The sequence below is a fragment of the Ralstonia sp. PBBBR1 genome (assembly GCF_002256165.1).
In the GTDB taxonomy this organism is placed as follows: Bacteria; Pseudomonadota; Gammaproteobacteria; order Burkholderiales; family Burkholderiaceae; genus Ralstonia; species Ralstonia thomasii.
This window is the reverse complement of record NZ_NKIL01000005.1, coordinates 476,393-488,930: the sequence shown is the minus strand read 5'-3', so window position 1 is coordinate 488,930 and position 12,538 is coordinate 476,393. Positions and strand designations below refer to the sequence as shown.

Genomic DNA, 12,538 nt, shown 5'->3' with positions numbered 1-12,538 from the left:
TTGTTGCGCCGCGCAAACGAATTCGTTGGCAGATCGATATGCGTCCGCCCGCGCGCACTGGTCCAGCCATGCGCCGCAAAGCCGCGCGGGCCTTCAGTTTTTACATTTCATGCCGATAGAAATGGCAGGTGATCGAAGGCGCACCACGCTGTCATTCACCCAACAACAGTGCGCGATACACTGCAAGAACAACGAACGAACGGGGAATACACGTGGAGCAATCGGCTGGCGTCGTCATTCGCCGGCATCGCCATGCGCGCTGGGCCTGCCGATCATGCTGATCGCTGCACTGGCTAGCGCTGCACTCGTTTCGATCGCGCTGATCGGTCTATCGTGGCCGCGCCGCGATGACGCGGAAGTCTCCGCCTTCATGCTGCTGGCGCTCGGCACCGCGCTGTGGAGCGGCGCGCGTCTTATGGAAGTCGTCACCTTCGACATGCCCGTGCGCGTGGGTTGGGCCAAGGTCGCCTATCTCGGAATCATGATGGTGCCCGCGGCATGGCTGCGCATGGTCGTTGGCCTCATACGGCCCGAATTCAACGCATTGCCGGTGGTGCGCGCAGGCTGGGTGCTGGCGCTGCTGGTGGCCGCCGGCTTCATCGGTCTGGTCGCCACCAATGAACTGCACCACCTGGTATGGCTCGATTGGCGCTTCGTCGTCATTGATGGGATAAAGCGCGCGGTGTTCGATCACGGGCGCATGTTCTGGGTGGGCACCGCCTACAACTACGTGCTGCTGGCCATCAGCCTTGTGTTGCTGGTGCTGCCCATCGACGAAGCCGCCTCCGGGCTCTACGTGTCGTCGCGCACGCAGGTGCGGCTGGTGCTCGTCATCGGGCAACTGCTGCCGCTGGTCGCGCATCTGGCATATCTGCAGCACTGGACGACGGCGCTGGGCGGCGATCTCACACCCGCCACGTTTGCCGTCAGCACCGCAATGCTCGGGTGGGTCGTGCTGCGGCCGCGCTTGCGCGACACCGCCGGCTATGCGCGAGGCAAGATCATCGAAGCCATGCGAGACGGCTGCATCGTGCTGGCCCGCGATGGCTCCATCGCCAGCATCAACGCCGCCGCGCGCCACCTGTTGCCGACTGCCCAGGTGCATGCCATGCCGCCCCCCGTGCTGAACGTGGCCGGCATCCTGCGCGAGTTCGAACGTACGCGCCTGCCCAACCGCCAGCAGGTCTGGCTGCCCGACACGGGCCGCACGCTGGAAGTCACGCTCGAAGGCTTGCGCGACGCGCGCGGACGCCACGCGGGTGTTTTCCTGCTGCTGCGCGACGTGACGGTCGAGCAGTTGCAGCGTGCCGGCATGGCCAGCGCCCAGGATGCACTGCGCGGCGAGTTGCAGCGCACGCGGGCCTTGCTCAGCGTGCTTGAGAACGACGTCAACCGCGATGCACTCACACAGCTGTTCAATCGCCGCTTTTTTGAGACGCAGGCCCCGCGATTGTTCGACCACGCCCGCCGCGACAATCGCCCAGTCACGCTGGCGCTGTTCGACATCGACTGCTTCAAGCAATACAACGACACCTACGGCCACCTTCGTGGCGACGATTGCCTGCGCATGGTGGCCGACACGCTGGGCATGGCGTGCCGGCACCCAGATGACTTCATCGCGCGTGTGGGCGGCGAAGAATTCGTCGCCATGCTGTTCGACCTGAACCGCGATGACGCCCGCCAGGTCGTGGCCCGCGCCGTGGCCATGGTGGCCGAACGGGCGGAACCGCACGCGGCGTCTGTCGTCGCGCCGTACGTCACGCTATCAGCCGGCGCCGTCACGCTCACGCCCGCCGACGAACACCTGGACGAGCTGTTCGAATGGGCCGATGCAGCGCTCTACGATGCCAAGCGCAGCGGGCGCAATACGTTCCGCTTTCACCAGAGTCCGCCAGGGCTGCGGAGTGTGGCGACCGCGGAGTAGGCCGCCCGTTCGTAGGGCTACGTCATTGGCCTGTTACGCAACGGCAAGTGCATCGGAAGAATGGACACATGCGCGGGACCACCGCACATGCGCGGCTGCCGCCAGCAGCCAAATCCATTCTTGGAGTATGCGATGCCGACAGGCCAATCCATTGCCACAGTCGTCGACCACTATCTGCGCAATGCCGAGCTGCCCGAAGCCATTTCCGCGCAGCAGACGTTTCAGCACGCCTTCGATGTCTATCTGAAGGATTCCAACGCCTACGCAAACACGTATTTCGCCCGGTATTTCGAGTGGCAGGGCGTGGTGCGCGAGCGCTGGTTCCACGAATGCATTGACGCAGATCTGCTCATGAGCGGACGCGTGATCTTCGTGACCAAGCTGGCGCATCAGGAATTCGTTGAAGAGACATTCCCGTTTCAGCGCGTGGAATGCCACCTGAACACCTTCCGGGTGCAGCCGTGCTCGTTCTATTTGGTGTTCCGCTTTGTTTCAGGCGGGCGGCTGGTGTCGCTGGGGTATCAGCAGGTGGTGTGCGCCAACGCCGAGCGCGTCATCCAGCGGTTGCCGGAGCACGTGCGCATGCGTGTGAAGGCGTACGAGCTGGACACGCTGTCGGAGCTGGCACACGCGTCCTGACGTTCTAAAGGTGTAAACGTCAGATAGCAGGCGGTTGGGGAAACCGCATGGAGAACAGCGTGTATTCCCCAACCACGGATTCACATTGGATGCGCCCCCCGAATGCCTGCATGACGCGGCGGCAGAATGTCAGCCCCACGCCCGAGCCCTTGCCGACATGCTTGGTGGAGAAAAACGGGTCAAAGATGCGACGTTGCACGCTGGGCGGAATGCCGGTGGCGCTGTCGCGCACCACGAGCACATAGCTGTCTCCATCCTGGCGGGCGGAGATTTCGATGTGCCCCTTGCGCGCGATCTGGATGGCGTGCAGCGCGTTCTTCAGCAGGTTGAACAACACATAGACCAGCAGCGTGTCGGAGCCCACGAAGCGCCAGTCGGCGTTGAATGCCTCCACGTGCACGCGTTCGCGCTCGCCGGCCTGAAACGGATACTGCGCCACGGCCGTCTCCACGCATTCGCGCAGCGAGTGGGCCGCAAAGGTGCGCCGGTCGAGGCGCTCCAGCGTGACGGACGCCAACGCCATTTCGATCACGCTGTGCGCGGATGCGACTTCCGACGTGATGGCGCCCGCCAGTTTGGACAGGCGATCCAGCATGGCCGGATGTTGCGGCGGTTGGCACAGGCCGTTGTCGATGGCGAGCTGATAGCCGCGGTAGACGTCGGGCCACGCGCGGGCGATTTCGGCGGCCTGCAGGCGGATGGTCGTCAGCGGCGTACGCACTTCATGGGCAACGGTGGCGGCCAGTGCATACGGGCGCATCAGGTCGAACTTGACCACGCCCACGGCGATGATGCCCAGCGCAATGGCGAGCGGCAGGACGCCCGGCGGGTAGAACGCAACGCCGTAGTTGACCGCGTAGTCGGCCGCGGCCAGCGAAATCAGCCCGACGCCGAACAGGCACGTCAGCAACCGTTTGCGCTTTTCGGCGGTGGCATGCCGCTGCTCGCGGTACAGCACCCACATGCCGCGCGTGACCAGCGCCACTGTCTGGGCGATATGCACGGCCTCCAGCACGCCCGCCTTCGGATAGAAACCGAAGTGGAACGCGTGCACGCCATCGATGACGAGGTTGGTGGTCAGCAGCAGCGCGATCAGGGCGGCGTCCAGCGCATAGGCGGCCAGGAGCCAGGGCCGCTCGCTCGGCGCCTCGGCCACCTCCACGGCAAAGTGATACAGCATGGTCGGCATGACGAGGATGGCAATCCAGCCGAGCTTGGCGAGCACTTGGGCGGTGCCAATGTCATGGGTCTGGAAGAGAAACGCCCAGATGCCTTGCCACAGGCACGTGAGTGTCGTCATGCCGAGAAACGCCAGGCTCGCTCGCGTACGGCCGCGCGTGGTCACGACGTAGACGCCGTAGAACAGGAAGAGCGACGAGACGAAGGCGGGGAACAGGGCGTACATGGAAATCGGAAGTCGGCGCGATGGCCGCGCGCCAATGGCGACCGGAGTCGACGGTAACCCGGAAGGCTACCGGCAACCCCGCGTTCGTACACGTGTTCCGATATCACATTTTTTTCATTCAGGATTAAGCGAAACCCTGAAAATGGCGCCGTATCAGGCCACCCCTCCAACGGGTGTGACAAAAAGGATGAGGGAGGATGAAGGCGCCCGGTCCGCTCAAACGATTCAGGTCGCCTCGATGAGCATCGCGTCGATCGCAAACGAATGGTCGGGCGCCACGGCAAAGTACGCACGCGCTTCGTCGGCGGCGCGGTCGAACAGGTCGCGGATGGCATCGGCCCGGACCTGCGGGGTGCGGATGCGGGCGATCCAGCTGTCGAAGGCCATCGTCAGCTTCCAGGTGCGTGGCGTGCCGGGTTGGAAACCGGCCTCGCCCAGCATGGCCTGCCATTCGGACACACGGTAGTCGCGTACGTGCGACGCATCGCGCAGCACCTCGGCGGTTTGCAGCAAAGTGTCCAGCAACGGGACTTCCGGCGCCACGATATCTACGACGACGAGCTTGCCGCCGGGTTTGAGCACGCGGCGCGCTTCGGCCAGACCTTTGCGCACGTCGTACCAGTGGTGAGCGGAAAAACGCGTGGCAACGATGTCGAACGCGGCATCGTCAAAGGGCAGGCGTTCGGCGCGGCCGGCCTGCGTGTGCAATTGCGCGAGGCCGCGGCGCGCGGCTTCGGCGGCCACCACGCCCAGCATGTCTTCCGACAGGTCGTACGCCACCATGGTGGCAACGTGCGGCGCCATGGCAAAGCTCACGTGCCCGCCGCCGCAGCCCAGATCGAGCACCTTGGCGTGCGGCACCGATTGCGCCAGCGCGGCCAGCGCGTCGAGATCGGCGCCCTGTGCGTGCACGGCACTGGTCAGGTAGGCCTGGGCGACTTGGCCGAATTGCGCGTCGACGAGTCGATGCTGCTGCATGGCTGCTCCTTACGGCTTGTGGGGATGAGGAGCGGCCAGTGTAGGAGCGCGGCCCGCGCGGCGAAATTCGTGATTCGCGAAACGGGGTATCGCGCGAGCGCTTCGGGGTATCGCGCGTTCAGCCGAAGCGGAACAATTGCGCGGGCGTGTCGACCAGCACCTGCTTGCGGTCCGCTGCGCTGGGCAGGAGCACGCCGGCGAAGGCCCACATCTTGTCGTAGTCGATCTGCGATTCGAACTGCGTGTGCGGCCAGTCGCTGCCCCATACCAGGCGGTCCAGGCCGAGCGCATCTTTCAGGCGCGGCATGGCGGCCTGCGCGATGGCTTCGCCGCGTCCGTTGGCGCCGTTACGGTAGGCACCGGAAATCTTCACCCACACGCGGCGCGAGCGGCCGGCGGCGAGCAATGCGGCAAAGCCGGGGTCGTCCACGCCGAGTGCCGGGTCGGGACGGCCGAAATGATCGACCACCACGTTCACCTGCGCTTCCTGCAGCGGCTGCAGCAGCGCGGGCAGGCGGCGTGCCTCGACGTGCAGTTCCACATGCCAGCCCAGCGCATGCAGGCGTGCCAGCGCGGCTTGCCACACGGGCGATTTCAATTGCGGGTCTGCCGCACCGATCAGGTTCAGGCGGATGCCGACGATGCCCTCGGCGTTCATCTGCGCGAGCAGGGTTTCGGGCGCGGCCGGGTCGATGACGGCCACGCCGCGCAAGCGCTGCGGCGCCTGTTTGAGCGCGGCCAGCAGGTAGCTGTTGTCGACGCCCAGGAAGCTCGGCTGGACCAGCACACCGTGCGACACGCCATGCGCGTCGAGCTGCGCCAGGTAGGCCGGCAGCGGCGCGTCATACGTGGGCGCATAGCGGCGCGCATCGGCCAGCGGCAAGCCGCGCTCGAATACATGCGCATGCGTATCGATGGCAGTGATGCCCGCGGAAGTGCCGCGCGTGGCGTCGCTGTTGCCGGTGGCGGCGCAGCCGGCAAGGGCGGTGGAACCTAGCATGGCAAGCAATCCGGTGTTGAAGGCGCGGCGGGTGGGCATGGGGTCTCCTGGCGGCGACGGATCGAGTGCGTCGTCATGATGTTGTGATGGGTGTTCAGACCGTAACGGCAGCGAGGTCGCGGCCCTTCGTTTCGGGCAGCATCAGCACGGCCACTGCGACGATCGAATACGCGATGGCCGCGTCGATGCCGATGGCCGTGCCCAGCGACATCGAGGCGCTCATCTTGCCCACCAGCACCGGGAACGCGGCAGACACCACGCGGCCGAAGTTGTAGCAAAAGCCCACGCCCGTGCCGCGCACGCCCTGCGGATACAGCTCGTTGAACAACGCGCCCATGCTGGCCGGAATGCCCGCCGCAAAGAAGCCCAGCGGAAAGCCCAGCACCAGCATCGCGCCATCCGACAGCGGTACGAGCAGATACACCAGCACCGTCACCACGCAGCAGCACGAGAACAGCAGGATGTTGCCGCGACGGCCGAGCACGTCCAGCAGCCATGCACTGGCCACGCAGCCGCACCAGAAGGCGAAGATGATCACCGCCAGGTAGCCGCCCGTGCCGAGCACCGACAAGTGCCGCTCTGTCTTCAGATACGTCGGCAGCCACGTCATCAGCGCGTAGTAGCCGCCATGCGCGCCCACGCCCAGCAGGCCGCCGATCAGCGTCATGCGCAGCACCTGCGGGCGGAAGATGTCGAGCAGCGGAAAGCGCGAGATCGGCATCGCGTTGGCGTTCGCATCCGGCTTGGCGGCCGGCACCGGTTCTTTCACGCCACGGCGGATGTAGATGATGAGCAGCGCCGGCAGCAACCCCGCAGCAAACATCACGCGCCAGGCGAGGTCGGGCTCGATGAAGGTATATGTGAGCGCATACAGCAGCACCGCGGCGCCCCAGCCCACGGCCCATGCGCTCTGCACGGTGCCCATGGCCTTGCCGCGGTGGCTGGCGCGAATGCTCTCGGCCATTAGCACGGCGCCCGCCGCCCATTCGCCGCCAAAGCCGAAACCCTGGATGGCCTTGAGCACCAGGAACTGCTCGAAATTCTGCGCGAAGGCCGAGGCGAATGTGGCCAGCGAGAACCACAGCACCGTGATCTGCAGCGTACGCACGCGGCCGAAGCGGTCGGTCAATGCGCCGGCAATCCAGCCGCCCAGGGCCGACGCCACCAGCGTGACGCCCGACACCAGCCCCGCCTCGGCCTTGCCGATGTGCCAGGCCGCGATGATGGTCGGGATGACGAGGCTGAACATCTGCACGTCCAGCGCGTCGAGCGCCCAGCCGCCAAAGCAGGCCCAGAACGTGCGCTTCTCCCCTTTCGAAATCTCTTTGAACCAGCCGAACATGCAGTCTCCTCCGGGTGACGTGAGCGATGCATGATTCACGCATTGCTCTAGTCATTTATATGAATAGAGGAATTCTAGAGTGAGCCAAGGGACGGTGCAGTCGGTGTTAACCCGTGCGGAGGGGTGCAGCAGCGATCAGGTATGCAGCAGGGCGACCGGCAAGTGCGCCAGCACCTGGCCCAACGCCAGGCGCGGGCTGTGCAGTGTCTGGCCGTCGAATGCGTTATGCAGGGGAAGATGCGAGAGCGTGGACGGCAAACAGACCGTGGTGTCCCGCCAAGCACCATCCGCGAACGTTGGTGCGGGGGCATGGCCCAGCAGTGCGGAGGCATGCAGCGGCACGATCACGATGATCGCGTTGGTGCCATGCACACGCGCAAACGCCAACACGTGCTGTGCGCCGCTGCCGGTCACGGCCAGCGGTTGGTAGTCGCCGGATTCGAACACGGCTGGCAGCGCGGCACGCAGGGCCAGTGCACGTGCCAGTACGGCTTGCTTGATGCGGCCGTCGGTCCAATGCGCGAGCAGTGACGCGAGGCCATGGCCCGCATGCAAGTGCAATGCCCGCAATGCGCGGTGCCGAGCGGCGTAGTCGACCGGCCGGCGATTGTCGGGATCAACGAGGCTGGTGTCCCAGAAATCGGCGCCCTGATAGAGGTCGGGCACGCCGGGCAGCGTGGTGCGCAGCAAGGTCTGCACGAGGCCGTTGATGGCCGCGGCGGGCGCCACGCTTTGCACGAAAGCGCAGAGCGAAGGCAGGAAGGTCGGGGCCGCTTCGCCTGTCAGCAGCGTGAAGACGAAATTGCGGCTGGCGGCTTCGTAGTCCGCATCGGGCGCGAACCAGTCAGTGCGCAGCTTGGCTTCGCGCTGCGCCTTTTCCTGCCACTGTGCGACGCGCTCGGCCAACTCGCGCACGGCATCGGCGTCATGCCAGTCGAGGTCCGCCGGCCAGATGCCCACAAGCGTTTGATACAGCATCCACTGCGCGGCGGGCGAGGGCGCGGGGCCGGCAGGCAGTTTTTGCACCCACGCAGCGTGTTCCGCACGCCATTGGTGTGCGGCGGCCAGCCACTGCGTCGGACGCTCAGACAGCACGGCCAATCGCGCGCGCACGTCTTCGCCGCGCTTGTGGTCGTGCGTGGCGGTGGTGAGCATCGCGTGAGGCCACGTGTGGGCGCGCGCTTGCATGGCGTGATGGAACGCGTTGGCGCTCATGGAAAACTCGCCCGGATTCGCGCCGACCTCGTTGCGCGACAGCAGCCGCCCGTATCGGTAGCACGCCGTGTCTTCCACCGCCTTGGCCGCCACCGGCGACGATAACTGCTGGCAGCGCCGCAAGGCCAGTTGGCGCAGTTTGTCCTGCCCGGCCGGTTGCCCGCCCAGCCAAGCATCGAGCCAGCCGAGCACAGGCTGATCGACGCACCGCAGGCAGGTCGCCGCCCGCGACATGGCGGTTTGCAGGATGGCCGAATCCTGTGCGTCGCGTTGTTGCGCATTCGCATAGGTGCGATACACCGGAAAGTGGACGATCACCTCGGCCAGTGCGCGGCGGATGGCGTGCCACGTCACGTCGTGGCTGCTGTGGTTCTGCTGCGCCACCGCGTGCAGCGCCGACGTGGCTGAATCGAGTTCCGCCGCAAAGTGCACATGCAGGATCTGGCGGCGTGCGGGCGCAGCCGTCGCGGAGAACGGCGCGTCAGCCACCGGTGCGCCGATCCACTCCAGCCAGCCCTGGGTGAGGGCGGTCTCGCCGTGCGCGTCGTGCAACAGTGCGCCCACCTGGTTCATGAAGTCGTAGCCGCTGGTGCCGTCGACGCCCCAGTCGGTGCGCATGGGTTCATCGCTGGCGAGGATCTTTTCGACGACGATCCACGGGTGGTTCGTGAGCCGGTCGGCGGGGCGTGCGGCATGCTCGTCTTGCAGACGGCGGCGTAGCTGTCGGCAGTAGGCGGCAGGATCGGCCAGGCCATCAACGTGGTCGATGCGCACGCCGTCAATCCAGCCCAGGCGATAGAGCCGGAACAGCAGCGCGTGCGTGGCTTCAAAGACTTCGGCGCGCTCCATGCGCAGGCCGGCCAGCGAGCCGATATCGAAGAAGCGGCGCCAGTTGATCTCATCATTGGCGGTGCACCAGTGGGCAAGGCGCCAGTGCTGGCGCGCCATCAGCGCATCGAGTTGATCGGGTTGCGCATTGAGCGTGCGCACGGCTTCTGCGATGTGTGCGGCGCCGGCTTCCGTGGTGGCGAGGTTGCGCAGCGCGTCGCGTGCTTCGTCGGCACGTTCGCGGCGCGTGCGCAGTGAGCGGATCGTGCCGAGCGCGGCAAAGCGGTCGGCCACCGCGTGGGTGGCGGTGTCAGCGTTGCCCGCGCGAAGCAACGCGGCATAGTCGGCCAGCGCAATCGGGAACCGGTGATCGTAGTACGCAATCGCCAGGCGCGCAGCCGTGTCGTCGTAGGTCAGCTGCAGTCGGCCGCCGGCCAGCGCGTCGGCGTAGTTTTCGCCAAGGAAGGGCGCGAGCACCTTGTTGCGCAGAGCCGGGTTGGGCGGTTGCCAGTCGATATCGAAGAAGTTGGCGTAGGTGCTCTCGGGGCCGGATTCGAGCACGTCCAACCACCACGTGTTGTGCGCGCCCCCCACGCCCATGTGGTTTGGCACGATATCGACGACGAGCCCCATGCCGCGCGCATGCAGCGCATCCACCAACTGTTCGAGCGCGCGTTCGCCGCCCAGCTCGGGGTTCACGTGTGTGGGGTCGACGACGTCATAGCCATGCGTGGAGCCCGGTTGCGCCGTGGTGATGGGCGACGTGTAGAGGTGCGAGATGCCGAGCGCGGCGAAGTCATCCAGCAACGCGCGCGCATGGTCGAACGTAAAGTCGCGGTGCAGTTGCAGCCGCACCGTGGCGCGCGGCACACGTTGGAGGGTGACGGGTGCGGGGGGTGTGGTCAGTTCGCTCATGACATGCTGTTGCGCGCGTTGGCCAGCGCTGACAGGCGCGCCAGCACCGTGGGTGCCTCGATCAGCGTGCCGGCCGGCCCTGGCAGACGACGTCGCCAGTTCGGGTGTGTGTCGATCGTGCTCGGCAGGTTGGGCTGCTCGACAAGGCCGAGCAAGTCCTCCAGCGGCACCAGCGCAAGCGGCGTATTGGCCGCGCCCGTAAACACGGTGGCTGCCGTGGCAAAGTCCTGCGCGCTGGCTTGCAAGATGACTTCAGCTTGCGCCGCGGTGGCCACGCGCGTCTGTTCCAGCGCCGCCTGCAGCGACGCCACGCCGATCATCGGCACGCCGCCATCGGCCAGCACCAGCCGGTTGTGCTCTGCAAAGGCGGCAACCAGTGCGGCGCGATCGTCCATGCGGCGCGCGTGCGCCTCGCTCTCGCTCATGCCGGCCGGCAGCAGGCCGAGCTGGGCTTGCCAGCGCAGATCGTTGCCGATCCACCAGCCGACGAGCGTGGGCAGGTCGTGCGTGCTGGTCATCGCGACGGAGGCTGGCGCCCACGTGCGCGGCGCCTTGAAGGGCGCATCGTCGCGCGTGTATTCGCGCTCGAACCAGAGGATGCGCATGCCGAGCAGGCCGTCGTCGGCGAGCTTGTCGCGCAGGCCAGCAGGCACGGTGCCCAGGTCTTCGCCAATGACGATGCATCGGTTGCGCCACGATTCCAGCGCCACCAGCCGCAGCAGATCCTGCATCGGGTAGCGCAGGTACACGCCGTCGAGCGGCCGCGCGCCATCGGGAATCACCCACAGCCGCATGAGCCCGAGCACGTGGTCGATGCGCACACCGCCGGGCACGGCCATCACCGCGCGCAGCATCTCGATAAAGGCCGAAAAGCCTTGCGTGCGCATGGCACGCGGGCTGAAGGTGGTCAGGCCCCAGCCCTGGCCCTGTGCGTTGAACACATCGGGCGGCGCTCCCACCGTCACGCCGATCAGCAAGTCGCGTTGCCGGGCCCACGCGTGGCTGCCTGCGCTGTCGGTGCCAACAGCCAGGTCGGCGACGAGGCCGATGGCCATGCCGGCGCCCTCCGCGGTGCGCTGCGCGATGGCCCACTGGCGTGCCGCCGCCCATTGCAGGAAGAGGTGGAAGTTCACCGCATCTTCATGCTCACGCGCGAAGGCCTGCACGCCCAGGTAGCTCGGATCTTGATACTGCGCGGGCCACTGCTTCCAATGCGCGGGCCCAAGGTGCGCATTCAGCGCTTCAAAGTGCGCATGGTCGCGCAGGCTGGCGCCGCCATTGATGCGGTACGCGCGAAAATCGTCCAGCAGCGTCTGGCCGATGGTGTCTCCGAGCGGTGCTTGCAGCAGGCGCCGATGCAGCGCGCGCAGCACCGTCATGCGGGCGTTGCCGCTGGCCGGCCAGTCGATGAGCGGTGCGGCTTCCAGCCGGGCATAGTCCGCGACGAGGTTGCAGTCGACCACGGCTTGCCGCACGGCTTCGTTCCCAAAGAGCGCGGCTGGGTCGATCATCCACGCGTTCAGGAACAGGCGGCTCGATGGCGAGTACGGCGAATACCGACGCGCGTCGGCCGTGAACATGGCGTGCACAGGGCTCAGTGCCAACGCATCCGCGCCGCGCTGCGCGAGGTGCCGCGCCAGCGTGCCCGCAGCGGTGTAGTCGCCCAGGCCTGCACTGCTGGCTGCGCGTTCGGCATCGCATCGCAAGCCATAGAGCTGTGCGGAGGCGCCCCACAGGCGTGTGTCGGTGGGGCGATCGTGCTGGCGTAGCGCATCGGCCACACCATAGCAACGTGCAGGAGCAATGGCGAGCGTGGCTTCGATCACGGTGCCCGGCCCCGCGTCGATGGTCAGGCGGTGGTAGCCAACGGCCTGTACCGCTGCCAGGCGCAGCGTTGCATGATGCTCGCTGACGCTGATCTTGCCCTCGGTGCTGCCGTCGGACTCGAAATCAACACGATAGAGTTGTCCGTCCAGCAACGCGGCTTGGGGCGCAGACGTCTGCAGCACGATCGGTTGCCCGACCACGCCGGTCACGAGCGGCGGTATGGCCACCGCTTCGGCTTCCGCGCGCAGGCGCACCTGGCTTTCCGACACCTGGGCCGGGGTGCCGGCCGGCAGGCCGAGCGTGAAGAGCACGGCGCGCAGCACCTCGTCGGCCACGCGCATGGGCCGGCTGGCAGCATCTTCCCAGTCGACCAGCAGCCCGGCATCGGTGGCCAGTTGCTGGAGCGGCGTGCGCGGCGTGCCGGATAGGTTGGTCGTGCGATCCATGGTGTGCGGGTGCGTTGGC

At 66.6% G+C, this 12,538-nt stretch carries 8 protein-coding genes; 2 read left to right on the top strand and 6 right to left on the bottom strand.

The genetic code is table 11. From position 1 onward, the window contains the following. Positions 1-274 precede the first annotated feature (274 nt). Positions 275-1,924 carry a diguanylate cyclase gene (locus tag CFE42_RS10850; RefSeq protein ID WP_004628017.1) on the top strand — a complete coding sequence of 550 codons (1,650 nt, stop codon included), beginning with the start codon at positions 275-277 and terminating at the stop codon, positions 1,922-1,924. 132 nt (positions 1,925-2,056) lie between these two features. Continuing rightward, the gene (locus tag CFE42_RS10845) at positions 2,057-2,563 is read left to right on the top strand and encodes an acyl-CoA thioesterase (RefSeq protein WP_004628016.1); all 507 of its coding nucleotides are present in this window, start codon (positions 2,057-2,059) and stop codon (positions 2,561-2,563) included. Between the two features lie 19 nt (positions 2,564-2,582). On the opposite strand, the gene CFE42_RS10840 is transcribed toward CFE42_RS10845, so the two are convergent. The 6 genes from CFE42_RS10840 to malQ form a co-directional block, all read right to left on the bottom strand. After that, positions 2,583-3,968, bottom strand: a complete 1,386-nt coding sequence (locus CFE42_RS10840) for a sensor histidine kinase (RefSeq protein ID WP_004628015.1) — start codon at positions 3,966-3,968, stop codon at positions 2,583-2,585. 225 nt (positions 3,969-4,193) lie between these two features. Beyond that, positions 4,194-4,946 carry a class I SAM-dependent methyltransferase gene (locus CFE42_RS10835; protein WP_004628014.1) on the bottom strand — a complete coding sequence of 251 codons (753 nt, stop codon included), beginning with the start codon at positions 4,944-4,946 and terminating at the stop codon, positions 4,194-4,196. A gap of 118 nt (positions 4,947-5,064) precedes the next feature. Beyond that, a complete protein-coding gene (locus tag CFE42_RS10830; protein ID WP_004628013.1) occupies positions 5,065-5,985 on the bottom strand; it encodes an amidohydrolase in 921 nt (306 codons plus the stop codon). 55 nt (positions 5,986-6,040) lie between these two features. Continuing rightward, positions 6,041-7,288 carry an MFS transporter gene (locus CFE42_RS10825; protein WP_004628011.1) on the bottom strand — a complete coding sequence of 416 codons (1,248 nt, stop codon included), beginning with the start codon at positions 7,286-7,288 and terminating at the stop codon, positions 6,041-6,043. A gap of 135 nt (positions 7,289-7,423) precedes the next feature. Beyond that, the gene (treY, locus tag CFE42_RS10820) at positions 7,424-10,246 is read right to left on the bottom strand and encodes a malto-oligosyltrehalose synthase (RefSeq protein ID WP_004628009.1); all 2,823 of its coding nucleotides are present in this window, start codon (positions 10,244-10,246) and stop codon (positions 7,424-7,426) included. Continuing rightward, positions 10,243-12,519, bottom strand: a complete 2,277-nt coding sequence (gene malQ / locus CFE42_RS10815) for a 4-alpha-glucanotransferase (protein WP_037043722.1) — start codon at positions 12,517-12,519, stop codon at positions 10,243-10,245. The genes treY and malQ overlap by 4 nt, the downstream gene beginning before the upstream one ends. Positions 12,520-12,538 lie beyond the last annotated feature (19 nt).

Coding starts and splice junctions, on each gene's coding strand:
- CFE42_RS10845 (WP_004628016.1), top strand. CDS start 2,057: ATGCCGACAGGCCAATCCATTGCCACAGTCGTCGACCACTATCTGCGC.
- treY (WP_004628009.1), bottom strand. CDS start 10,246: ATGAGCGAACTGACCACACCCCCCGCACCCGTCACCCTCCAACGTGTG.
- malQ (WP_037043722.1), bottom strand. CDS start 12,519: ATGGATCGCACGACCAACCTATCCGGCACGCCGCGCACGCCGCTCCAG.
- CFE42_RS10840 (WP_004628015.1), bottom strand. CDS start 3,968: ATGTACGCCCTGTTCCCCGCCTTCGTCTCGTCGCTCTTCCTGTTCTAC.
- CFE42_RS10850 (WP_004628017.1), top strand. CDS start 275: ATGCTGATCGCTGCACTGGCTAGCGCTGCACTCGTTTCGATCGCGCTG.
- CFE42_RS10825 (WP_004628011.1), bottom strand. CDS start 7,288: ATGTTCGGCTGGTTCAAAGAGATTTCGAAAGGGGAGAAGCGCACGTTC.
- CFE42_RS10830 (WP_004628013.1), bottom strand. CDS start 5,985: ATGCCCACCCGCCGCGCCTTCAACACCGGATTGCTTGCCATGCTAGGT.
- CFE42_RS10835 (WP_004628014.1), bottom strand. CDS start 4,946: ATGCAGCAGCATCGACTCGTCGACGCGCAATTCGGCCAAGTCGCCCAG.